This is a genomic window from Pseudomonas sp. Marseille-QA0892 (genome assembly GCF_054950135.1).
Window position 1 is genome coordinate 3,020,487 of the sequence record NZ_CM143104.1, and the last position, 21,759, is coordinate 3,042,245.

At 59.6% G+C, this 21,759-nt stretch carries 21 protein-coding genes and 1 pseudogene; 14 read left to right on the forward strand and 8 right to left on the reverse strand.

Translation table 11 applies throughout. The features are described from left to right. Positions 1 to 33 precede the first annotated feature (33 nt). From ACY8D3_RS14060 to ACY8D3_RS14070, 3 genes are all read left to right on the forward strand, one after another. Positions 34 to 459 carry a phage holin family protein gene (locus ACY8D3_RS14060; protein ID WP_462384386.1) on the forward strand — a complete coding sequence of 142 codons (426 nt, stop codon included), beginning with the start codon at positions 34 to 36 and terminating at the stop codon, positions 457 to 459. Next, on the forward strand, positions 459 to 1,259 hold the full coding sequence (locus ACY8D3_RS14065; protein ID WP_462379388.1) for a DUF3618 domain-containing protein: 801 nt from the start codon (positions 459 to 461) through the stop codon (positions 1,257 to 1,259). Before ACY8D3_RS14060 ends, ACY8D3_RS14065 begins: the two co-directional genes overlap by 1 nt. A 63-nt stretch (positions 1,260 to 1,322) precedes the next feature. Continuing rightward, complete coding sequence (locus tag ACY8D3_RS14070; RefSeq protein WP_462379389.1) at positions 1,323 to 1,496, forward strand: hypothetical protein; 174 nt, start codon at positions 1,323 to 1,325, stop codon at positions 1,494 to 1,496. 512 nt (positions 1,497 to 2,008) lie between these two features. On the opposite strand, the gene ACY8D3_RS14075 is transcribed toward ACY8D3_RS14070, so the two are convergent. Continuing rightward, positions 2,009 to 2,833: an MBL fold metallo-hydrolase gene (locus tag ACY8D3_RS14075; protein WP_462379390.1), complete on the reverse strand. Its 825-nt coding sequence runs from the start codon at positions 2,831 to 2,833 to the stop codon at positions 2,009 to 2,011. A 147-nt stretch (positions 2,834 to 2,980) separates the two neighbouring features. Here ACY8D3_RS14075 and ACY8D3_RS14080 point away from each other — a divergent pair, with 147 nt between their 5' ends. After that, complete coding sequence (locus tag ACY8D3_RS14080) at positions 2,981 to 3,244, forward strand: type II toxin-antitoxin system HicB family antitoxin (protein WP_462379391.1); 264 nt, start codon at positions 2,981 to 2,983, stop codon at positions 3,242 to 3,244. A gap of 32 nt (positions 3,245 to 3,276) precedes the next feature. Here the strand turns inward: ACY8D3_RS14080 and ACY8D3_RS14085 are convergent, their stop codons facing one another. Continuing rightward, positions 3,277 to 4,155: a manganese catalase family protein gene (locus ACY8D3_RS14085; RefSeq protein ID WP_462379392.1), complete on the reverse strand. Its 879-nt coding sequence runs from the start codon at positions 4,153 to 4,155 to the stop codon at positions 3,277 to 3,279. 274 nt (positions 4,156 to 4,429) lie between these two features. Here ACY8D3_RS14085 and ACY8D3_RS14090 point away from each other — a divergent pair, with 274 nt between their 5' ends. After that, complete coding sequence (locus ACY8D3_RS14090; protein ID WP_462379393.1) at positions 4,430 to 4,939, forward strand: ferritin-like domain-containing protein; 510 nt, start codon at positions 4,430 to 4,432, stop codon at positions 4,937 to 4,939. Positions 4,940 to 5,342: 403 nt separating this feature from the next. Here the strand turns inward: ACY8D3_RS14090 and ACY8D3_RS14095 are convergent, their stop codons facing one another. Beyond that, positions 5,343 to 5,843 carry a YciE/YciF ferroxidase family protein gene (locus tag ACY8D3_RS14095; RefSeq protein WP_462379394.1) on the reverse strand — a complete coding sequence of 167 codons (501 nt, stop codon included), beginning with the start codon at positions 5,841 to 5,843 and terminating at the stop codon, positions 5,343 to 5,345. 432 nt (positions 5,844 to 6,275) lie between these two features. Here ACY8D3_RS14095 and ACY8D3_RS14100 point away from each other — a divergent pair, with 432 nt between their 5' ends. From ACY8D3_RS14100 to ACY8D3_RS14110, 3 genes are all read left to right on the forward strand, one after another. Continuing rightward, positions 6,276 to 7,445 carry a hypothetical protein gene (locus ACY8D3_RS14100; RefSeq protein ID WP_462379395.1) on the forward strand — a complete coding sequence of 390 codons (1,170 nt, stop codon included), beginning with the start codon at positions 6,276 to 6,278 and terminating at the stop codon, positions 7,443 to 7,445. Between the two features lie 13 nt (positions 7,446 to 7,458). Then, positions 7,459 to 8,181, forward strand: a complete 723-nt coding sequence (locus ACY8D3_RS14105; RefSeq protein WP_462379397.1) for a ferritin-like domain-containing protein — start codon at positions 7,459 to 7,461, stop codon at positions 8,179 to 8,181. Between the two features lie 343 nt (positions 8,182 to 8,524). Beyond that, the gene (locus ACY8D3_RS14110; RefSeq protein ID WP_462379398.1) at positions 8,525 to 9,049 is read left to right on the forward strand and encodes a DUF4142 domain-containing protein; all 525 of its coding nucleotides are present in this window, start codon (positions 8,525 to 8,527) and stop codon (positions 9,047 to 9,049) included. A gap of 533 nt (positions 9,050 to 9,582) precedes the next feature. Here the strand turns inward: ACY8D3_RS14110 and ACY8D3_RS14115 are convergent. Together ACY8D3_RS14115 and ACY8D3_RS14120 are read right to left on the reverse strand one after the other, a co-directional pair. Beyond that, positions 9,583 to 10,752 carry a zinc-dependent alcohol dehydrogenase gene (locus tag ACY8D3_RS14115; RefSeq protein WP_462379399.1) on the reverse strand — a complete coding sequence of 390 codons (1,170 nt, stop codon included), beginning with the start codon at positions 10,750 to 10,752 and terminating at the stop codon, positions 9,583 to 9,585. After that, positions 10,749 to 11,564: an SRPBCC family protein gene (locus ACY8D3_RS14120; protein WP_462379400.1), complete on the reverse strand. Its 816-nt coding sequence runs from the start codon at positions 11,562 to 11,564 to the stop codon at positions 10,749 to 10,751. Before ACY8D3_RS14120 ends, ACY8D3_RS14115 begins: the two co-directional genes overlap by 4 nt. Before the next feature lie 335 nt (positions 11,565 to 11,899). Here ACY8D3_RS14120 and ACY8D3_RS14125 point away from each other — a divergent pair, with 335 nt between their 5' ends. After that, positions 11,900 to 16,033, forward strand: coding sequence for a CheR family methyltransferase (locus ACY8D3_RS14125; protein ID WP_462379402.1), 4,134 nt, complete (start codon positions 11,900 to 11,902; stop codon positions 16,031 to 16,033). A gap of 113 nt (positions 16,034 to 16,146) precedes the next feature. On the opposite strand, the gene ACY8D3_RS14130 is transcribed toward ACY8D3_RS14125, so the two are convergent. After that, positions 16,147 to 17,427, reverse strand: coding sequence for a cytochrome P450 (locus tag ACY8D3_RS14130; RefSeq protein ID WP_462379404.1), 1,281 nt, complete (start codon positions 17,425 to 17,427; stop codon positions 16,147 to 16,149). A gap of 170 nt (positions 17,428 to 17,597) precedes the next feature. On the opposite strand from ACY8D3_RS14130, the gene ACY8D3_RS14135 reads away from it, so the two are divergent. The 4 genes from ACY8D3_RS14135 to nadE all read left to right on the forward strand — a co-directional run bounded on the left by ACY8D3_RS14135 (position 17,598) and on the right by nadE (position 19,871). Beyond that, complete coding sequence (locus tag ACY8D3_RS14135; protein WP_462379405.1) at positions 17,598 to 18,242, forward strand: hypothetical protein; 645 nt, start codon at positions 17,598 to 17,600, stop codon at positions 18,240 to 18,242. A gap of 98 nt (positions 18,243 to 18,340) precedes the next feature. Beyond that, positions 18,341 to 18,520 (forward strand): hypothetical protein, encoded by a 180-nt coding sequence (locus ACY8D3_RS14140; protein ID WP_462379407.1) that lies wholly within the window; start codon positions 18,341 to 18,343, stop codon positions 18,518 to 18,520. Between the two features lie 17 nt (positions 18,521 to 18,537). Then, complete coding sequence (locus ACY8D3_RS14145) at positions 18,538 to 19,041, forward strand: CinA family protein (protein ID WP_462379409.1); 504 nt, start codon at positions 18,538 to 18,540, stop codon at positions 19,039 to 19,041. Further along, a complete protein-coding gene (nadE, locus tag ACY8D3_RS14150; protein ID WP_462379410.1) occupies positions 19,038 to 19,871 on the forward strand; it encodes an ammonia-dependent NAD(+) synthetase in 834 nt (277 codons plus the stop codon). Before ACY8D3_RS14145 ends, nadE begins: the two co-directional genes overlap by 4 nt. Before the next feature lie 48 nt (positions 19,872 to 19,919). Here nadE and ACY8D3_RS14155 read toward each other — a convergent pair whose 3' ends face one another. Then, positions 19,920 to 20,144, reverse strand: a complete 225-nt coding sequence (locus ACY8D3_RS14155) for a DUF2188 domain-containing protein (protein ID WP_462379411.1) — start codon at positions 20,142 to 20,144, stop codon at positions 19,920 to 19,922. A gap of 312 nt (positions 20,145 to 20,456) precedes the next feature. Continuing rightward, a pseudogene (locus ACY8D3_RS14160) lies at positions 20,457 to 20,612 on the reverse strand (con-10 family general stress protein); the annotation flags it as partial. Positions 20,613 to 21,035: 423 nt separating this feature from the next. Between ACY8D3_RS14160 and ACY8D3_RS14165 the strand changes: the two are divergent. Beyond that, on the forward strand, positions 21,036 to 21,305 hold the full coding sequence (locus tag ACY8D3_RS14165) for a DUF1652 domain-containing protein (protein WP_462379412.1): 270 nt from the start codon (positions 21,036 to 21,038) through the stop codon (positions 21,303 to 21,305). Positions 21,306 to 21,759: the final 454 nt, after the last annotated feature.

Consider the following 21,759-nt stretch of genomic DNA (forward strand, 5'->3'; position numbering starts at 1 on the left):
CAGCCTAACCGCACAGCAGAGCCGACCTACACCATGCCCGATACGCCAGACGTGAAAAGCGACGCACGCTACCAGTCCAGTGCCAACGACGGTTCCGTCGGTGGGCTCGTGAAGCAACTGACCCGCGAAGTCCCGGATCTTTTCATCAAGGAAATCGCGCTGGCGAAAGCCGAAGTGACCGAGTCGATCCGTGCGACCAAGGCGGGTGCCGTCAGCATGGGCATGGGTGGCGCCGTTCTTCTCGCCGGCCTGGTTATTCTGCTTCAGGCCGCCGTCTATGGCCTTAGTACGGTCCTGCAACCCTGGGCAGCTGCGCTGATTGTGGGCGGTGTGGTCGTCATTGTGGGCTTCATCATGGTTCAGGGTGGCAAGAAGAAATTCGAAGCCAGCTCCTTCAAGCCCGAGCGCACGGTCGACAGCCTGAACAAGGATAAAGACGCCATTCGGAGGAACATGTAATGAGCACGCAAAGCCGAATCGACGCCGAATCCCACAAGGACCCGGCCACGCTGGAACGCGAAATCGACCAGCAGCGGGAATCCATCACCCACTTGGTCAATGCACTTGAAAGCAAGCTTTCGCCTGGCCAATTGCTGGATCAGGCGCTGAGCTACACCAAAGGCCATGGCGGCGAATTTGCCGCAAACCTGGGCCAGACGGTGAAAACCAATCCCGTCCCCACCTTGCTCACCACCGTGGGTCTTGCGTGGATGATGATGGGCCAACGTCAGCCGTCCACGTCTGGCAGCGGTCACGGTGTCGACCTGCACGGCGCCGCCGACAGCGCCAAAAGCGCCATGGCGGGTATGAAGGACAAGGCCAACGGCGCACGCCACTCGGCCTCGGACATGACCGACAAGGCCAACCGCATGCAACACGACATGCGGGACAAGCTCAGCTCGACGGGCCAGCAGCTTGGCGACAGCAGCCGTCAGGCCGCTGATAGTCTTCGCCGCCAAAGCGAACGTGCGCAAGCCGGGTTCCAGAACCTTCTACACGAGCAGCCGCTCGTACTGGGCGCACTCGGTATTGCGATTGGCGCGATGCTCGGCGGCGCCCTGCCACGCACCACCCAGGAAGATCAGCTCATGGGCGACAAGAGCGATCAACTGACCCAGAAAGCCAAACAGAAGGCTAAAGAGGGCTACCAGAAGGCGGCGGATGCCGGTGAAGACATGGCCCACGAAGTCAACGAGCGCATGCGCTCACAAGGCTCCGATTCGGGTCGTACCGGCACCACCCCCGGCCTGCATTCCTGACCTGTTGCCACAGGTGCTCCTGCACCTGTGGCAGCCTTACCGGCAAGAGAGGATTTCGCATACATGAGTGACCCCAAAAACGTGAACACCGAGCAGACCGACGAACAGGCCTTTGAGAGCATCTCCCCGAGCGGAGGCGAGAAAGAACAAGAGCGCCACCCCAGCGAGGCCGACGACGACCAGGTGGACGAAGCGCTCGAAGAAACCTTCCCGGCCAGCGACCCCATCTCGCCCTGACGCTACCTTTCTCCTTCTGAACCGCCCTGCCTGCGCAGGGCGGTTCGCGTTCCGCGTGCCACCGGTTGTGCCCGCCATCGCCTGAAAAGCTTCGACCATCCATCCTGCGAGCTGACGGACGTGGGCAGCACGCGTAGGGTGGAATCCCGAAGGGCTTCCACCGTTTACCTCGAACATTGCCTACGATGCGACTGCTCGAGCATGAGCGCTTACCCGAAGGGACATTGCGCGCCCACAAGGGCTACCCGACGCCGCGAATCACTCCGGCGGGTTACGCGTCGCTAACCCGCCCTACATGGCCGAGCGCGCGTAGGGTGGAATCCCGAAGGGCTTCCACCGTTTACCTCGAACCATTGCCTACGATGCGTCTGCCCGAACATGAGCGCTTAGCCGAAGGGACATTGTGCGCCCACAAGGGCTACCCGCCGCGGCGAATAGCTCCGGCGGGTTACGCGTCGCTAACCCGCCCTGGATGGCAGCCGGTGCCCGTCACCGCGTGGATGGCTTAGACCTTACGCGCTGAAGCGCTCCAACTCCTTCACGTCATGGCTGCAGAACATTCGCACGTCCGCGTCCGGCTGGATCGACAGCGCTCTTAGCCTCGCCTGGTTGGAAAGCCGGGCGGCACGGTCGACTTCCATCATGCGTTGATAGAAGCGCAGGCCCGGCGTGCATGTGCGCTCCGCCTGCCCGACTTCATCCCGGTAGAAATAGGCATCCCCGGCGTGCAGCAGCCAGCCGCTACCCGTGTCGAGCGCTATGCCGGCATGGCCGAGCGTGTGGCCGGGCAGTGGAATCATCAGGATCTCGGGCGGCAGTCCATCCAGCTCCCGCGTTCGGTCGAAACCGAACCACCCTTCCCCTTCAGGCTTATACAGCCTCCAATCCGTGACGCCTTCCCATTGCTGGGCGCGATAACGGTTGGTCGCGATGAAGCCACCCGGCGCCCTTGCCTCGTCCATTTCTCGCTGAAGCAGGTGCACCCGGGCGCCGGGGAAATCATCCAGGCCACCTGCATGGTCGAAGTCAAGGTGGGTCAACACGATGTGCCGTACATCCGACACGGAGAATCCTAGCGCTTCAATCTGCGCTTTCGCCGTAAGCGAATGGCTGTACTGGATGTTGTTGAACGCGCGAAAGAAGCCGCTCAGTCGCGCAGACGGCTGCGCCATATCGCGCGTCCCGAACCCGGTATCCACGAGAACCAGCCCGCTGGAATCGGTTTCGATCAACAGGCAGTGACAGGCAAGCCGGGCCGTCACGCCATGGCTGAAGCCATCGAAGATTCTGCCACCTACCGGGCACATGCAGCCGCAATTGAGATGATGTATTCGCATGGGTCCGTCCTGAATGTAGAGGGTGCAACGGGAGCGAATACGGGAGACGTGCGGCGCTCTGATGTAAAGCCCGATACCATGGCCCGGGCACCATCAGCGAACCTCTCGTCCCGCTGCTGCTCCAACGCAAAAGCAAGGACATTCGGCATGAGATACCCAATCGCGATCCTGTGGGACAGCACCATTGATATCTACATACCGGACATTCCCGGCGCTTCAGCATCGGGTTCCGTAATGGGGGTTGTGTATCAGCAGGTCGTCGAGTCGGCGCACGAACAGCTGAAGAAACTGGCTCATGCTCATTTGCCGGTCCCACCACCGTCACCGGTCGAACAGCTTCGGTCAAACCCGACCTATGCGGGCATGGCCTGGAGCTCAGTGGATATCGACATCAGTGCCTACGAAAGCTGACGACCGCGCGAGGCGGCCGTCAGGGGCTTCACTTACTTCTTGAGGGCTGCGCCTGAACCCAGGTCGGCGCCCGTCAGCGGATCGACCGAGGGATCGGACATGGTCCGCTTGGTCAATTGCGTGACCACTTCCGCATCCTTGGCAGGCAGCTCGACTGACGCCATGCCGTCTCCGCCGTCCACCGCAGGTTGCGGATTCTCGACGTATTCCCACTCGTCGCCCTGGTTCCAGGAGCCACGCATCTCGCCTTCACCCTGCGACATGTTGTAGTAGACATTGGTGAATTCGGGCATGCCTGGCAACTTGCCTTGCGGGAAGTTCGGCTGCATGGAGTGCAGGGCCTTCTCGAAGGACTTCTGGTGAGCCAGCTCACGTGTCATGAGGAATTTGAGCGCATCTTTCACGCCCGCATCGTCCGTCACATTGATCAGACGTTCGTAGACAATCTTGGCCCGTGCTTCAGCCGCGATGTTCGAACGCAGGTCGCAGGTCGGATCGCCAATGGAATCCACATACGCAGCTGTCCACGGGACGCCACCGGAATTGATCAGCGCAGGGCCCCCGCCGTACAGCAGCGACGTCACATGGGAATCGTTGCCGCCATCGGTCAGCGAGCGATACAACGCCGCTTCTTCTTCGACGCCCTCGGAGATCTGCCCCTTCGCGCCACGGTTGAGCATACCGATAATGGTGCCAATGACTTCGAGGTGGCTCAGCTCCTCGGTCGCGATGTCCATCAGCATGTCCTTGCGACCTGGATCGGTCTCGGCCAGGCCCTGAGTGAAATAGCGCATCGCAGCGGCGAGCTCGCCTTGCGGGCCGCCAAACTGTTCGAGCATCAGGTTGGCCAAGCCTGGATTCGGTGCGCCGACGCGCACGGTGTACTGAAGCCGCTTGTTATGGACAAACATGAATTATCTCCACGGTTCGGAAGGATCCGTCTCCTTGGATATCTGGCGTTTCTCCTGATGAAGTGCCGCTTGCAAGTTTCGGAAAACGATCTAGCGGCACGTATTCAATGGAAGCTTCGATCTGCCTCGAAGTTCATCCGTTTCGCTTGAAAGCGAGCCGGTCATGACAAACGGACGGCTTCAAGACGCGCTTCAGACGGTTCATCGCACAAACGAAACCATTTGCCCCCTGACGGTTTCAATTAAAGGAATCCACACTGAAGGGGAAACCGAAATGGCCTCACGTACCGATAACTTGCTCGACTGGCTGCGCGATGCCCATGCCATGGAACAACAAGCCGAACAAATGCTTTCGGCACAAGCGGGCCGCCTCGAGCACTACCCGCAGTTGAAGAGCCGTATTGAGCAACATATTGAAGAAACCAAAGGGCAGAAAGAAAAGCTCGAGCAGCGTATCTCGCAGCTGGGAAGTAGCCCTTCAACGTTTAAAGACATCGGTGGCAAGCTGATGGCATTTGGTCAGGCCGTTGGCGGCATGGCCATGTCTGACGAAGTGGTAAAAGGTTCGATCAGTGGCTATGTGTTCGAACACATTGAAATTGCGACCTACACCACGATCATTGCCGCGGCAAAAGCAGCGGGCGACCACGAAACCCAGGCGATGGCCGAATCCATCCTTCCGCAGGAGGAAGCGATGGCGAAGTGGCTGCTGGAACACCTGCCGGAAATCACGGTCGCGTTCATGGAGCGCTCTGAGATGCCGGGCGAGACAGCCAAGAAATAAGTGCTACCCGGACGGCAGCGCTGCTGCCGTCTGGCTCCTGTTATGCCCATTCCTGCTCTCCGCGCCAGTACTCTCCCGGCCTTTGTGTTCGCGACACGAACGCGCACTGCCGCTACGCCCGAAGTCTTGCATCCCCGCACATCCGAGCCCCCCTACGCCTGATCAATGCCCGAGTACCCGCAGGTAACGGCGGCAGTATTGAGCGATCGCGATCATGTATCGAAGCCGTGTCCCCACGCATTCCAATCCCCGCGTTTCATCCAAGCGCCTGCACACTCGATCCAGCCCGTCTGCTACCGCTGGCAAGCTGACCTATTTAGCCCACCGGACCGGCTCAATAAAGATAAAAAAAGCGCAGGCCCTTACGGTACCTGCGCAAACTCCCGAGTCTTGAAACCTGTAATCAGCTTGCTTTCTTCATGGCTTCGGCATTGCACACGGACTCGGCGAGCAAGCTGAGCTTTTCATCAGTCGCCTTTTCTTCCTGCAGCGTTTCGAGCAGCAACTTGGTGGCGTTCTCGTTACCCATTTGCTTGGTCATCGTGGCAAGCGTGCCATAGCTTGCAATCTCGTAATGCTCGATTTTCTGGGCAGCGGCAACCAGAGCAGCGTCGAGGACGGGGCCCTTGTCGATGGCATCGATCATTTCCTGAGCCTCTTCGATAAGGCCCTCCATCGCTACACACTTCACGCGCTTGAGGCGCAAACCCAGTTGCTCAACGACTTGGTCGATGCGTTCGATCTGGCCCTGGGTCTCCTCTTTATGTGTCTCGAAGACGGAAACCAGGTCAGCGTTGCTGCTGGAACGGGCGAGCTTGGTCAATGCACGGGCGAGTTGTTTCTCTGCGCTGTAAACGTCGGAGAGGGAATGTACCAGGAGGTCTTCCACCGTTTTGACTTTCATCGCTTACCTCTTCGTCGATACTGTTGAGGCCGCCTGCTTACATAACGGCGTACCTGTAAAGAGGACCCACCCGAAACGCGCCGAGTTTTAGAATGCCCTGCAGCACCGACAAGCGGGCTGATATCAGATAGGAACGCGAGTGATAGCGAAAAAAGGATATGTGATATCACGGCATACGAAAACGTAAGTGCTTTCTTGTACAGCCCGTTTACAGACTCGATACAAATAGCTGTACAAATCTTTTACAAAGGGGATTGCACGTACAACCTGCGCCTTCCGGAACCCTGCAAGAACGGGTATTGCCACTTCACCTGGCAACCGGCTATCGAAGATCCAGTCCCTCGCAGAACCCAGAGGGAATTTTAACCCAATTAAAGCCCTCCTTAATTAGCCCTCGATTATAAGTACGACCGTGTGCCTGAGGAGGCGTGCATGAACCTATCCGGAATACTCGACAACAAGGGCGTGCCCCTTGAGAAACAGCAGCAATTCACCTGGAAGGAAATGGCGGGCAAGCCAATCAGCAAACTGGATGACGATGCCTTCACCCGTATCCGCGTCATCCTCATGAACGGCATCGAGACCGATGCCCTCCGCTTGAAGCATGGCATCTCCCGCTTCAACGGTGAGCTACGAGGCGTACTCGCCGAGATCCGGCGTGTCGAGCAACACCAGGCCACCCAGGTGAACTGGCTTCTCTCGGCCGATCATTCCCCGCTCGAAACGACCGTGGCCTATGAGCAGGTCGCCATTGAGATCACCGCAGCGGTAGCGCAAACGGAGCCGGACCCCTACCAGGCGCAGACCTATCGTTTCGGCCTGCTGGAAGACTTCGACCACCTCTATCGCTATTCCGCAATGCTGGATCGCCTGGAAGGCAAGGATGCGAACAACATCCTGCAGGGCTACACGGACATCGTTCCCGGCCGCCCAACCAACGTCCATCACCGCGCGCCTGAGAACGACCTGCGGGAAAACTACGAGAAGGACAACGCTGCACTGATCACCAAGATCCACGCGGCAATGATCACCGCGGCGGAATATCAGACGCACGACTACTACATGAATATCGGCCCGCTGTTTGCCGACCCACTCGCGCGTCAGCTTTATGCCGAAATTGCGTCCGTCGAAGAGCAGCACGTGACGCAGTACGGCTCTCTATCGGACCCAACGGAAAGCCATATCGAGAAGTGGCTGGTGCACGAGGCCATGGAAGTCTATGCCTACGCCAGTTGCGCCGAGCAGGAACCGAACCCTCGCATCAAGGCCATTTGGGAGCGCTTCCTCGATTACGAATTGGGCCACCTGAACGTCGCCTGCGAATGGTTCAAGAAGATCGAACGTCGCGACCCGGCCGAGATCCTCGGTGGCCCGCTGCCGAAAATGATCGAGCTGAAGAGCCAACGGCAATTCGTGCGCGACGTGCTGGCTGCGGAAGTAAACCTGCGCACCAACGGTACGCAGTACGTCGACGCCAGCCAGGAAAGCGAGGCTTCGATTGCCTACCGCAATCAACTGGCCTCCCAGAGCTTCGCCGCAGACATCGTCTCGGCCGGCTACCAATGGGCCCCCGGCACCGAACTCGCGCGCAAGGCACCCTGAGAGGAGAGATCACATGTCCAAAGCAGCCAAGATTGGCACCAATTACACCGGTACACAGATGTCCCCTCAGGACACCAAGGCTCAGTTGGAGGCCGCCGAGCAGATTCTTCCGAATGTCCCTGGCGACGCAAGCGCGTTGCTGCAGGAGCGCGCCGTCCGGGCACAGGAGGCCGACCGAATCGGCTCGGTCCCGCCGCCGGGCTCCGTTAAAGGCATGGCCAAGACGGCCATGGACAAGCTGATCGGTGCAGCCCCTGAACTGCTGGTGGACAAGCTGGGTGAGCGGCTGGCTTATGAGCGCACCGGTGTCCGTCTCTACGAAGCGGCTATCGCCAAGGCGGAGGCGCTTCAAGGTAGCGACACCGAGCTGATGGAAACCTTGCGCAAGGTCCGCAACGAAGAGGCCGAGCACATGATGATGCTCAAGGGTGCCATCGAGACGTTGGGCGCCGATCCGACTGCTCAGACACCTTGCGCGGACGTGACAGGCGTTCAGGCACTAGGGATCGTGCAGGTGCTGACCGACCCGCGCACCAACATCCCACAGATGTTGCAGGCATTGTTGACCATTGAGTTGACAGACAATGCTGCATGGGAGCTCCTGATCGAGCTGGCTGACACTGCCGGCCACAGCAAGATGGCCGAGTCGTTCCAGCATTGCCTGACGCAGGAAAATGACCATCTCGTGCGTATCAAATCCCTGCTTCGCGGGGAGCTGCTCACGGATATACGTTGAGACCGAAGGCGCCGGCGCACAGCCGGCGCCCTTACCAGGAAGCGTGTGTTCGAGCGAAACACCAGATAATAGTGACGCCCGCTCCCGGTGTACCGAGCCTCGATGGCTATCGAGGCCAATTCGAGCGCCACTCCGCGACCGGCGCTATCGAATCGACCTAAGGACGACCGCGTCGTCGTAGTCGAAACGCCCATCCCCTCCGGGTACACAACGCTTACCGCCTTATTTGCAGACGAATGGACGTCTCGTGAGGCCTTTCTTGTTGAAAGCGAGGCACTCCTGCAAAGCCTAAGCGGTCATAAAAAGGGCATAACGAAAAACATCTCACCAATGGAGACGCCCCATGACCATGACTCTCAAATCCTGCCAGGCCATCGCTTCGGCACTGATCCTCGGCGCGGCCGCATCGTTCGCCCATGCACAGGAGTCTGCCTCCTCGTTCGTGGACAATGCATCCGCCAAAGGCATCGCTGAGATCGAAGCGGGCAAGCTGGCCCTTGAGAAAGGCACTGCACAGGACGTGAAATCGTTCGCTCAGTCCATGATCGACGACCACACTGCGGCCAACGAGAAGCTGGCAAGCATCGCCAAGCAAAAGGAACTCGACGTCTCTGACAACGCCACCCTTATGGACATGGCGAAGAAGATGATCCTGCAGGTGCGCGACGGTGAGTCCTTCGACAAGGCCTACGCGAACAACCAGGTCGTGGCCCACGAGCAGACCATCGAACTGTTCCGTGAGTACGCCGAGAAAGGCGACGACGCCGAGCTGAAAGCGTTTGCTAATGAAACGCTGCCCAAGCTCGAAGACCACCTGAAGCACGCCAAAGAGCTGGCCAAGGCTCATGGTGGTGAAGCGGCTCAATAAGTCGCAACGCGTGGTTTGAAGGACCCCATACCGCAACGCGGTATGGGGTTTTTGCTGTGCCGCTGCCTGCAATGGGCCGCGATGCTACTGCGCTGAACCCACCTCCCTTGCTCCTGTTTGCCTCGCCGTTCGATGAATGAGGCAGCGTAGTCAGTGGCGGCGTATACGCTGTTTCGCCCAGGAACCTCGGCTCAGGAGCCCAGCCGCACTGCGTTCAGCTTGCTTGTGAAAGGGATTGATCAGACGCGCTGGATCCGAACTTGGCAGCCGTCGCGGCTGACCAGTATCTGCGTGCAGCAAGCAGCGCCTACAGGGTCCTGTGCGTGTCTACGATTGACCACCGATCACTGCCTTCCGCGTAAGCGCCTGACGGCATCCGCTGCCACCGGGATCGTGCCTACAAGCGCACAGCATTAACTACCACAGTCGCCCCGCAGACCTTGGCCGTTCCGCGATACAGGTGATTGCAGTGCCGGCCGAGTGCGCGGCGACCAAACGTCACGCCGCGCATCCTGCACCTTCAGCGATAGACCTTACGGCATGAACACCGCTCGCATGCATTGCTCCTGCTTCTCCTTGAACAAACGATAGCCTTCCGGGCCGTCCTCCAGGCTCATGGGATGCGTCAGGAGGTAGCTGGGGTCCAGCTCGCCTTTCTGGATGTGCTCGAACAGGCGTTTCGCATAGCGCTGCCCGGGCTGCTGCCCAGAGCGCAGCGTCAGGGCCTTGTTGACGATCGCGCCCATGGGGAATTTATCCATGAGCCCGCCATAAACACCGATGACCGACACGGTACCGCCCTTGCGGCACGCGCGGATGGCCTGCCGTAGCACGCTGCCGCGCTCGGTGTGCAGACGCAGCATCTGCTTGGCCTTGTCGTAGGGATAATCGATGCCGGTGCCGTGCGCCTCCATGCCGACCGCATCGATACAACGATCCGGCCCGCGGCCACCAGTGAGCTCCAGCAGCGCCTCGTGGACATTCGTGGTTTCGTAATTGATGGTGATTGCGCCCGCTTTGCGCTCGGCAAGTTCCAAGCGATCCGGGAAACGGTCGATTGCGATCACGCGCTCCGCACCCAACAGATAGGCGCTGCGAATCGCCATCTGCCCTACCCCGCCGCAGCCCCAGACCGCGACGGTCTCGCCTTCGCGTATATCGGCAAGGTCGGCGGCAAAGTAACCGGTCGGCGCGGCGTCCGAGACGAACACGGCCTGCTCGTTACTCACGCCTTCCGGCACCTTGAATACGTTCACGTCGGCAAACGGCACCCGGATATAGGTCGCGTGGCTCCCCGCATAGCCGCCAAACGCATGGCTGTAGCCAAAGATGCCTGCACATGGCTGGCCGTAAGCGATGTCGGTCGCCTCGGGCTTGGGGTTGGAGTTGTCGCAGCAGGAGAAATCCTGCCGCTTGCAGTGCTCACAATCACCACAGCCAACGATGGATATCGTGATGACACGGTCACCGCGCTTGAAGTCCTTGATGCCCGAACCGACCTCGACGATTTCACCCAGGAACTCGTGGCCAATGATGTCACCCGGTTTCATGGCGGGTACGTAGCCGCCAAGCAGGTGCAAGTCAGAACCGCACACCGAGGACATGATCACCTTGAGGATGACGTCACGCGGATTGATGATTTCCGGATCCGGCACCGTTTCGACGGTGAGTTTGTTAGGCCCTTGCCACGTCAGCGCTCTCATGCCGCACCTCCGAATCCAGCCTGGGCCACACCGGGGCCGGGCACTGCATCACCATTTGCCTGGCGTTCCTGCAGCGGATTGAGGCGGGACGACGATACCTCGCCTGTCTCCAGGTACTGTTTGATACGACGCAGTTCATTGGAGAGCACCCGCCCCGAAAATGGGCTGATCAGCGAGGCTGCCGCATAGCCTACCCGCCCCGCCGGTGGTTGGCAGGCCAGCACCGCCTGAATCTCAGTGCCTCGGCCATGTGGCGCATCAAGCAGCTTCAACGTGAAACGGTGCTCGAACGGGCAACCGCTTTCGCTGATCCAGACCAGCCGTTCATTAGGCGTTGCCTCTTCAAGGCGCACCGTCCATTCCGGCTTGCGTCCCATCAACCCATGCAGCGTCCAGCGATAGTCCGTGCCCTCACCTGTTGGCTCGATCCGTTCTACGCAGGAGAGCACACTGGCGAGCGTCTTCGTATCGTGAATAGTGGCGAACACTTCGCTACGTGGCCGGGCGATCGTCACACTGCGCTGTATGGCCTCGGCGTTACGCCAGCCATACTCCTTGGCCAACTCCTGCTCCCAGGGCGAGGCTTCAGTAGCGCGCTTGAGCGGCGAGCGTCCGGTGGCGGCATGGGCCGCCAGCATGGCCCCAGCCGCGACCTGCAGCCAACCACAGATACCTCCCCGGCGCAGGCCGTTGGCAAGGAGCGCGCCGCCACCCACGGACAGCGCGACCCGCTCGCCGCCAGACAGATCAGGTTCCGCCAGGCGTTCCGGCGACATGTGTGTAGCGGCCAGTGGCCGGTCGAATTCGGACATGACTATCCCCTTTTATCGTGACTATTAAGGGGACTCGGTCATTAAAGGGCACGTTCACGATACGGTTATTTATCCCGACGGACGCAACGTTGATATTGCTACGAGATCAGAACTGATTGCTTCCAACACGTATCGTCGGGGTCAAGGCCGTTTTTGCCTTTATTCCTAGGCAATCCGGCGCCCTTTTGGCAGAGTTCCCGAACGCTGTCGCTCCCGACGCTCTTAGCGATGTTCCTGGAAAGGCCGATCAGCGCCTCCTGCTCGATGTGTTGCCCCTTTTGTTTAGCCAGATCGGATTTGCCTGATCCGGACCGCATACCGTTCTAAGGAAAATAATGAATAACGCCCCGTCGCCGGCTAAAACCCAAAGCGAAACCGAGAACATTGCCAGGAGCACATTGAAATTTCCGGTTGTCGGGCTAGGCGCTTCGGCAGGCGGCTTGCCGGCGTTGTTACGGTTCTTCGAGCACATGCCCAGTAATACGGGGATGGCATTCGTCGTTGTGATGCACCTGTCTCCCGACCATGAAAGTAACGCCGACAGCATCTTGCAAAAGGCGACGAAGATGCGGGTTTCGAAGATCACTGAGCCCACGCCGGTCGAGCGGAACAACGTTTATGTGATTTCCCCGCGCATGCAACTGTCGATGAACGACAGCTATCTGCGCGTAACTGACCTGCCGCCCGATCGACCGCGTCACATTGCCGTCGATGTCTTCCTGCGCACACTGGCCGATGCACATCGCGAATACGGCGTGGGTATCGTTCTGTCAGGCAGCGGCAGCGATGGCGCCATTGGTCTGGAACGGGTCAAGGAACAAGGCGGTGTAACACTGGCTCAGGCGCCGGCGGATGCGGAATACGACAGCATGCCCCGAAGCGCGATTGCGACCGGAGCCGTTGACTTCGTACTGCCAGTGGTTGAAATGCCACAAAAGCTCGTTGACCTCTGGGAGAACATCAAGTGCATCCAGTTGCCGCTGGACGATGATTCGGAAGCTCCCGCGTTAGGCCAGAAGCCGGGCAATGATGTTGAACTCAACATCGAGACGCCCTTGCGCGACATCCTTGCGTTGCTCAGGACCCGGACCGGCCATGACTTCAAGCAATACAAACGGGCGACTGTACTGCGTCGGATCGAGCGGCGCATGCAGGTCAATCGGATCAGCGACCTCGACGCCTATGCCAGGTACCTCCATGGGCATCCCGAAGAAACGCGTCCGCTCCTGGATGACATGTTGATTGGCGTGACGAACTTTTTCCGTGACCGTGAAGCCTTTGAAGCGCTGGAACGGGACGTTCTGCCGGTTCTTCTGGATCTGCCACGCGGTGAGGACAATTGCATTCGCGTATGGTCGGCCGGGACCTCCTCCGGGGAGGAGGCGTATTCACTCGCTATCCTTCTGTCCGATCAGATCGCCGAGCATCACACCCCTGTTCAATACCAGGTCTTCGCAACCGATATCGACGACCATGGCATACATGCCGGACGCACTGGGCTTTACCCGGAAGCTATCGTGACCGACATCGCGCCGACGCGCCTGCGGCAGCATTTCATCAAGGAGCAATCGGCCTACCGCATCCGCAAGGAAACCCGGGAACGGGTGCTGTTCGCTTCCCACAATCTTTTGCGCGATCCGCCCTTCTCTCGCCTGCAACTCGTGGTTTGTCGCAACCTTTTGATCTACCTAGACCGCAACGTGCAGGCGGACATCCTGCGCATGTTCCATTTCGCGCTGGTACCGGGCGGCTATCTGTTCCTTGGCAGCTCTGAATCCGCCGACCTGTGCAGCGATCTGTTCGTGGCCGTGGACAAGCGCAACCGGATCTACCGGGCCCGAGCAGTATCCAGCAGCAGCCGTCCGTTGCCGGAAATGCCGGTCAGTACCCCTATCCCGGTCAGCAAGGCCATGGCGCCACAAGGCGTTCGTGAACGCGGCAACAGCAGGGCCTCTTTTGCCGAAACCCATCGGCGCGTGCTCGAGCAATATGCGCCACCCAGCGTATTGGTGAACGAGCATTCGGAAATTGTGCATATGTCCGACCAGGCCGGACGCTTCCTGCGGTACGTCGGCGGCGAACCCTCTCGCAATCTGCTTTCGCTCGTTCAGCCGGAATTGAGGCTCGAGCTGCGCACGGCGCTGTTCCAGGCCGTCCAGAGTGGCATGAGTGTGGAGGCCCGTCGTGTCCAGCTGATGCGTGACGACCGCGCCTATTACGTCAACATGGTCGCGCGCCCCTTCCGCGATGGTGAAGCCAGCTTCGTCCTCATTCTGTTCGACGAAGTCGAGGAAACTATGAGTACCGAGGCCAAGGGGCCCCGAGACGATGACAAGGATTCGGTGCTTTCACAGCTTGAAAGCGAGCTGCAGCGGACCAAGGAGCAATTGCAGACGACGATCGAGCAATCCGAGACCTCGACTGAAGAGCTGAAAGCATCGAACGAGGAACTGCAGGCGATCAATGAAGAGCTGCGCTCCACGACCGAAGAGCTGGAGACGAGCAAGGAAGAGCTGCAGTCCATCAATGAAGAACTGATCACGGTCAATCAGGAGCTGAAATCGAAGGTCGAGGAAACCGACAAGATCAACGATGACCTGCAAAACCTGATCGCATCGAGCGATATCGCGACCGTCTTCGTCGACCGTGCACTGCGTATCAAATGGTACACCCCCAAGGCCAGCTCCTTATTCAGCATCATTGCCACGGACACGGGGCGGCCCATTCTCGACATCACCAATCGCTTGCTCTATCCGGAGATGGCAGCCGACGCGGACGAGGCGTTCACCCATCTGCGCACGATCGAGCGCGAAGTGCGAGGCGTCGATGGCAGCTGGTACATCGCACGGGCGTTGCCTTACCGCACAACGGAAAATCGCATTGACGGTGCGATCCTGACGTTCATCGATATCAGCCAGCGCCGTGAGGCCGAGGCGCGTCTGCGCGAGGGCGAGGAGCGGATGCGGCTCGTGGCGGAAAGCACCCGCGACTACATCATCATCACCCTTGACGACGAAGCCGTTATCAGGACCTGGAATCACGGGGCGGAACGCGTGTTCGGCTATACCGAGGCTGAAGCCGTGGGCCAGCCGCTCTCGATCATTTTTACGCCCGAGGATCTGGCAGCGGGTGCGATGGAAAGCGAACTCCAGACGGCACGCCGAGAAGGCCGTGCCGAAGACGAGCGCTGGCACATCCGCAAGGACGGTAGCCGATTCTTCTGCAGCGGCATTACCACGCCTCTGCATGACCGTGGATGGCAAGGCTTCGCGAAGATTGGCCGCGACATCACCGAACGTAAGCAAACCGAGACAGCACAGGAGTCGCACCTCGAGCAGACGCAAGACATTGCCAAGCTCAAGGACGAGTTCTTTGCCGTCATGTCGCACGAACTCAAGCATCCGCTGAACCTCATCCAGCTGAATGCGGAGCTGGTATCGCGGCTTTCGGTCGTGAAATCCCAGGCGATTGCCAAGCGCTCGATCGACGCGATCCTGACGTCGGTCCGTAGCCAGGCGCGCATCATCGACGACCTGCTGGACCTCTCCCGTATCAACACCGGTAAGTTCAAGCTCAACCGTGAAGCCGTCACGCTGCAGGCGCTAGTGTCCGACATTGCCGATGTGCTCCATGCCGAGAGCACCGTGCGCGATATTGCCATTACCCTCGAAGTACCACGCGCCGAGGACGACCCGCTCGCGGTAAACGCGGACCCAGTGCGCGTCGAACAGATCCTTTGGAACCTGCTTAACAATTCGCTGAAATTCACACCGAACGGCGGTGGGATCACCCTGCGGCTGCAGCGCGAAGACGAGGATGTGCGCATCGACGTCCAGGATACGGGCCAAGGCATTGCCGAACAGTTCCTGCCAAAGGTCTTCGAAATGTTCGGCCAGGCGCCCAACCGCCGGGCCAAGAACAATACCGGCGGGCTCGGCATCGGGCTGGCGCTGGTCAAACAGCTGACCGAAGCCCATGGGGGGCGCGTGGACGTCGCCTCGCCCGGCATCGGAAAGGGCGCGACCTTCAGCGTATGGTTACCCGCCTGCCAGGGCGTGGAGAAATCGGAAGGCGGGGGCCAAGTGGTTGGCGGGCGCTTTGTAGGCTTGCACATCCTGGTTGTCGACGATTCCCCGGATATTTGCGAAATCATGCAGACCCTATTGGAAATCGAGGGCGCCCAGGTGACGACGGCCAGTAACGGTCAACAGGCGCTCGAAATCTGCGACACGGTCGATTTCGACATCATCCTGTCGGATATCGGGATGCCCGGCATGGACGGCCATGCCTTCATGCGCGCGCTACGCCAGACCCAACGTCACGCCGCAACGCCTGCGCTTGCATTGACCGGCTATGGCAGCGAGCGCGACATCAACGAAGCGCTCGAAGCCGGCTTCATGGGGCACGTCGACAAACCCATTTCGTTCGAAGCGCTACTGGCCAAGGTCAGCGATCTGATGGGACGGTGACCGTGACGTGAGGGAAGCGCCGGTTGCCCACGTAACCGACGCTTCCCGACGTTGTTGCTCGGCGCCTGCATGGAACGGCGACTTCCAACGCAACGCTGCAGGATCGGCATTCCTCAGCCTCGGGCACGCACCGAAGCGAAGGCCACGCTATCGGCGGGCAACATCGGCATGCGTGCATGCGAGACCTTCTGGGCTTTCTGCGAAACGCGATAGTCCATATGGCGCGCCATCATCCGAAGCGCTGCGTCTACCAGTTCGATGGTCAGCTGCTCGCCCGGGCAACGGTGGTGCGACTCATAGGTGCCGCCACCCTGTGTCAACAGCGCATTCTCTTGCTCCGGATCCTCATGGAACCGCTGCGGCAGGAACGCCTCGGGACGCTCCCACTGTTCCAGATCCCGGTTCGAACCGAACAGGTCGAGAAGCGTCCTCGTGCCCTTGGTGAAGCGATAGCCGTTCCATTCGAAGTCTTCCCGCACCCGCGCGGCCGTCGCCGGGAAGAAGGCATAAAGGCGGCGAACCTCTTGCGTGAACGGCCGGACCCACTTGTCTTCGGCCTGTAGTCGCGGCTTCCATTCGGGATGGCGATCCAGCTCCATCGCGGCAAAGGTGATGAACCGAGCCACCGCTACGGTGGGCCGAATAACGTTGAGCAGTTCGACTGCCGCTATCTGCTCATCCAGAGGCTGGCCGTCCGCATCGCGGTGGTTGGCAACGATTGCCAGGGCACGACCATCCGCGACGGGAAGCTGGCCGTCGCGATAGGCGCGCACTTGGCGGGCGGCCCAGCGCTCGGCCGCCTTGCGATCGAACCGGGCTTTCACATAGCGAGGGTCGACGCGTCCGCCTCCGTCAATGAGACTTGCCATCTGCCGCGCGCGGCGGCGGCGCTCACGTGGCCCTGGCAGTGGCACGCCGGCCCACTCGCAAACGACGCTGAACAACAGCCGCTCGACCTCTTGTAGCAGCGGCACACGGCGCATCCGTGACCACCTCGGCAGTGCGCCCTCCCAGGCCTGTGAGAACCGCTGCACCAGCTCATGGCGGTGGGATGGCTCGACCACTTGCATGAACATGGCCTTGCGTACCCGGTGGGCTTCGCCATCGAGCCCCTGTACGCCACCCTTGCCCAGCAATACCCCCAGCATGCGCTCCGGTGCCGCCCCTTCCCGGATGAACCGCGACTCATCGTAGAAAATCTGCGCGGCGGCCTGGCCACGCATGCAGATCGTCTCCTGGAAAAATAGGCGCGTGACGAATACAGGACTGCGGTACCGATCACATCGGCCGCGTATGAATTCGTAGCCTTCCTGGATAAAGGCCAAGGTGCTATCGCGAAGGGTATCGCCGGGGATGTCGCTCACAAGAACCTCGCTGTTGGTGAAACCTGGCATCAGTCAACCGACCGGACAGCTTCCACGGGGGTTCAAGCGGAGCGGGGATGCGTGGCGTTTCAGCATGCGTCCAGAACGATTTGACGAAAGGACGAAACGACGCCGTTCGCCCGCCGGTCAGCTCTTATGCCGTTCCGATTAATCTTTGCCACAGGCTATCGATTCGCCCAATGTTCTACGACTGGATCCGCGAAAACCAATTCCTCTTTACCCTTGGCATATCGACGGGCACGCTGATTGTCTGGATCTTCTATGCCCACCTCCTCCTGCTGAGCCATCGGCGTCAGCGGCGACCGAAACTGATCATCAACCGTGGCGCAGGCCGCGATCTGCGTTCGCTCTGCCTTATCTCCAACATGAGCGCAGAGCCAATCTTCATCAATCAGATCTTTTTCCTCCTGCACACGTCGAAGGGCACGTTCAGCAGCGACGTCACCGACGTGCGCGAAGGTGGCGACGATGAGAACCCAGGCGAAATTGTGCTAAGCCAGGCGACCCACCAGGGGCCGCTACGCACGGGGGACTACACGCACATCGGCAGTTTCGCCTCGCTCATCAGCCGCGTCTCCAAGCAGCACGGGCTGGACGTGGATTACAAGCTCTTCCCCAAAGGCGATATCTCGTTCCACTCCATCGAGATACGCGTCGTGGCGTACTACAGCTCGGAGCCAGAGGCGATTGGCGTGATGCGGGGCTATGAACTACGCGGCTGCGACGGCGGTTGCCGCCTGCACGCAGACGACCACCAAACCAAGCAGTTCACTACGCCGCGCCAGCGCCGTTTGGTCAAGAAACAGTGGATGGTGGGAGAATAAGACGGCAGAACGCAACGTCTGGCGCGCCGGTCAGGCCAGGCGAACCCTGTCAGATCATGCCGTTCTACCGGTTAACATCTCGTTATTCCGGAGTGCCCATGAATCGTCCCATTCAGCCCCACGTCGAAACCGAGCCCGGCTCACTGCCGGAGACAGCCCATCACGTCAGCGCACGTCGCGGCATCGCTACCCCGGCAGACCCGCTCGAGAAGCTCGAATTGCCTATCATGACGCCCGAAGCAGACGACGCGCCTGCCTCCGGTGACCTACCCTTGTGACCAGAGGAGCCCTATCGATGAGCGACGTACAAGCACTGGTGGATTACCTCGCCGAACATGATCTCAAGCTGGCCACCGCCGAATCCTGCACCGCAGGAAAAATCATCGACCTGCTCGGCAGCTGCCCGGGCAGCGGAAGTTATCTCGACGCTGGCTACGTCGTCTACTCGCCTGAGGCGAAGACTCGACTATTAGGCGTTACGCCTGAAACGATCGAGACATACGGGCTGACGAGCGAAGAGGTGTCCAGCGCCATGGCCAAGGGCGCACTTCGCGACAGCGAAGCCACTGTGGCCGTAGCCACCACAGGCGTCGCCGGGCCGGAGCCAATGGGTGACATTCCGCCAGGTACCGTCTGCTTTGCCTGGGGATTTAGAATCAACGAAGACATACACGTGTATACCGAGACCCGGCGCTTCGAAGGCGACCGCAGCGATGTCATCAAGGACGCCGCGCTCTATGCGCTCGACCGTATACCGACCATTCGCTCGAACATGACCAAGGGAGAAGGAAACCTATGACCGATTCTGAACAACGCGCCATCATCGAGGAGCTGCAGGTCGTCCAGGCTTTCGACGCGGAACGCGAGGCCGAGCGCCGTATCGCATTCATCGCTGAGCAGATGCAGGCCGCTCGCAGACAAACGCTGGTACTCGGCATCAGCGGCGGGGTCGACTCGACCGTAGCCGGTCGCCTTGCGCAACTGGCCGCCGAGCGCGTGCGTGCCAACAGCGATATCGATGCCCGCTTCATCGCCGTTCGGTTGCCCTATGGCGAACAGCACGATGAAGCCGATGCTCAGGCAGCGCTCGAATTCATCAAGGCGGATGAGGTCCTGACGGTGAACATCAAGCAGGCCAGCGACGGCATGCGCGATCAGCTCAAGGCCGGCGGGCTGGCGTTTCGGGATGAAGCCCACGAGGATTTCGTCATGGGCAACGTAAAGGCTCGCCAGCGCATGATTGCGCAGTACGCGATAGCGGGCGCCCGCGAAGGACTCGTCATTGGGACAGACCATGCGGCAGAAGCTGTGATGGGCTTCTTCACCAAGCATGGCGATGGTGCCTGCGACATCGCGCCACTCTCAGGCCTGACAAAGCGCCGGGTGCGGGCGGTGGGTATCTGGCTGGGTGCGCCGGCTGCCATGGTGAACAAGGTTCCCACAGCGGACCTTGAGAGCCTGAGACCCGGCCACGCCGATGAAACGGCGCTGGGTGTGACGTATGAGGAAATCGACGCGTTTCTTGAGGGGCAGACGATCTCGAGCGAATCGAGAGCCATTATCCTGCGTACTTATGAGAACACTCGCCATAAGCGAGCCCTACCTACCGCCCCTTCGAGCCATTCCTGACCCGTCCGAAGGGATGCTGTGCTACCGGACCGGTAGCACAGCGACCACTCAGCCCACCGAAGCCACCGGGTCGGCGCTACGCGGGTAGGTGCGCTCTTCCTCGATGGTGCCGTCCATTTTGTGAATCTTGACCGTGCCCTCGCGGGTTTCCATGAAGTCTGCGGTCAGCTTCAGCAATTCAGCTTTGGTTTCAGCACGTTTGGAGGCTCGTGTCGCCCCCTGCTTTTTAAGCTCCCACCCTCGTTCCGTTTGGGTGATGTGGTACTCGTTCATCTTGGCCCTCCGATGAAAACACCAATTGACGAAAATCAGTGGGCGGCCGCTTATGAAGCCGTCCCCTTATTGTTGAGACGTACCCAATACTGAATGATCCCTCAAGCAGACGAGTGACGGCATTTTAATTACACTTTTCGCCAGCGTAAAAATAAGTGTTTCAGGAGTTGTAGACCAGCAGACCATCACTATCAAGAACTTATACAAAACTTCTACAGAGGTTGTACAAGTTCTATAAGCTATACATTAGTTATGTGTTACTTATGTAGGCATGGCAATAAAAAGGGGCTCTATTCGAGCCCCTGTCGAGGATTATGCTTCCTCATTGCGTCTGCTACGGCTGTTCTGCCCGCCTTTTCGACCCGCTTCGGACGCGCGAGCCCGGTCGTTCGCGAAGTTGCCGCCGCTGTTGTGCCCGCCCTTGCGCCCCGCCTCTACGGCTTTCTCACGGTTGTTTGCAAAGTTGCCTGGATTAGTATTAGCCATGGTCTTTTCCTCGCGTCCACCAAAAGTGCAAACCCGAACTTGGGTTACAAGTTTCAGAACGAGGCGAGTTATCACAAGTTCTGGCTTACTCTTCTGACAGCGACCGATGGCCTATTTTGATATCAGCGCTTCGCTTGGCTGGCATCATGCCGCAATCGTCACGATATCATCCTTCGTTAGCACACCCAGGAATATGCAAACTTTGTAAATCTTCACGCTTGTCTGGCAGTTACCCAAGGCCATCATTAACCACTATGCTCTGAACGGGTAGCGGCATCCTGCTGCCTAAGTATAGATGGCCGCCTCAGGCAAACCGGGCCCATGCGTACCGACACCATCTCCGGCCCGCTGGCATGTTTTCCACAGTTGCTATCGCCTTTAAACAATTAAAACGAGGTACGTATCATGGCTGCGAACAGTCTGGACAAGATTGCCATCGTCGAATCTGCCTTCGCCCCACTGGCATGCTCATGCCAGCCCGAAGGCAATCACCTTCAGATACGCGTTACTCAGCAAAGCGCTCAGGGCGATACCCTGCTCTATGAAGCGCACCACGGCTACGAGGAACTCGACAGCCTGCGGTCGACTGCTCAGCTGGTGCTGGAGATACGGCAGCACCTGTCTACCAATACGGGCGTCGGGACGGTCTGGAAGCGCAAGGGACTGCTGGGCTGATTCATTTCCCTGTGCCGAGCGCCCTTCGTGGGCGCTTGGCCTACTGCCACGGATACGCCTGCTACGCATTCTGGGATGGTACTAATACGGCATTCCCCTGAAGAATGGTGAACCTGATCTGGTGCAGCCGCGACACCTGACTGTTTCGCGCAGCGTCCAAAAGGCCGCTTTCGCAAATAACAGAACTCCAGATCCAGCGCCTTGGCAATCGCCCAATTTCACTCGCGATCAGCGCCTCACCTCCGGCGGGCGGTCAAAGCTGCTATGGACATGCCTGACTTCCGTCGTTTGATCGGAAGTGACGGCTCTACGCCTTCGCTCCGCCTCTGACAATCGATGGACGACAGTGCACGCGTCTCCATAGTGAAACTGCCGTACTGCTGGTCCATCCATAGGTAAAAACCCTTTCCGTACAATTCCTGCCCGGAAGCCCCCAGATAAGCGGGCCGGCACC

Coding starts and splice junctions, on each gene's coding strand:
- ACY8D3_RS14060 (WP_462384386.1), top strand. CDS start 34: ATGCCCGATACGCCAGACGTGAAAAGCGACGCACGCTACCAGTCCAGT.
- ACY8D3_RS14065 (WP_462379388.1), top strand. CDS start 459: ATGAGCACGCAAAGCCGAATCGACGCCGAATCCCACAAGGACCCGGCC.
- ACY8D3_RS14070 (WP_462379389.1), top strand. CDS start 1,323: ATGAGTGACCCCAAAAACGTGAACACCGAGCAGACCGACGAACAGGCC.
- ACY8D3_RS14075 (WP_462379390.1), bottom strand. CDS start 2,833: ATGCGAATACATCATCTCAATTGCGGCTGCATGTGCCCGGTAGGTGGC.
- ACY8D3_RS14080 (WP_462379391.1), top strand. CDS start 2,981: ATGAGATACCCAATCGCGATCCTGTGGGACAGCACCATTGATATCTAC.
- ACY8D3_RS14085 (WP_462379392.1), bottom strand. CDS start 4,155: ATGTTTGTCCATAACAAGCGGCTTCAGTACACCGTGCGCGTCGGCGCA.
- ACY8D3_RS14090 (WP_462379393.1), top strand. CDS start 4,430: ATGGCCTCACGTACCGATAACTTGCTCGACTGGCTGCGCGATGCCCAT.
- ACY8D3_RS14095 (WP_462379394.1), bottom strand. CDS start 5,843: ATGAAAGTCAAAACGGTGGAAGACCTCCTGGTACATTCCCTCTCCGAC.
- ACY8D3_RS14100 (WP_462379395.1), top strand. CDS start 6,276: ATGAACCTATCCGGAATACTCGACAACAAGGGCGTGCCCCTTGAGAAA.
- ACY8D3_RS14105 (WP_462379397.1), top strand. CDS start 7,459: ATGTCCAAAGCAGCCAAGATTGGCACCAATTACACCGGTACACAGATG.
- ACY8D3_RS14110 (WP_462379398.1), top strand. CDS start 8,525: ATGACCATGACTCTCAAATCCTGCCAGGCCATCGCTTCGGCACTGATC.
- ACY8D3_RS14115 (WP_462379399.1), bottom strand. CDS start 10,752: ATGAGAGCGCTGACGTGGCAAGGGCCTAACAAACTCACCGTCGAAACG.
- ACY8D3_RS14120 (WP_462379400.1), bottom strand. CDS start 11,564: ATGTCCGAATTCGACCGGCCACTGGCCGCTACACACATGTCGCCGGAA.
- ACY8D3_RS14125 (WP_462379402.1), top strand. CDS start 11,900: ATGAATAACGCCCCGTCGCCGGCTAAAACCCAAAGCGAAACCGAGAAC.
- ACY8D3_RS14130 (WP_462379404.1), bottom strand. CDS start 17,427: ATGCCAGGTTTCACCAACAGCGAGGTTCTTGTGAGCGACATCCCCGGC.
- ACY8D3_RS14135 (WP_462379405.1), top strand. CDS start 17,598: ATGTTCTACGACTGGATCCGCGAAAACCAATTCCTCTTTACCCTTGGC.
- ACY8D3_RS14140 (WP_462379407.1), top strand. CDS start 18,341: ATGAATCGTCCCATTCAGCCCCACGTCGAAACCGAGCCCGGCTCACTG.
- ACY8D3_RS14145 (WP_462379409.1), top strand. CDS start 18,538: ATGAGCGACGTACAAGCACTGGTGGATTACCTCGCCGAACATGATCTC.
- nadE (WP_462379410.1), top strand. CDS start 19,038: ATGACCGATTCTGAACAACGCGCCATCATCGAGGAGCTGCAGGTCGTC.
- ACY8D3_RS14155 (WP_462379411.1), bottom strand. CDS start 20,144: ATGAACGAGTACCACATCACCCAAACGGAACGAGGGTGGGAGCTTAAA.
- ACY8D3_RS14165 (WP_462379412.1), top strand. CDS start 21,036: ATGGCTGCGAACAGTCTGGACAAGATTGCCATCGTCGAATCTGCCTTC.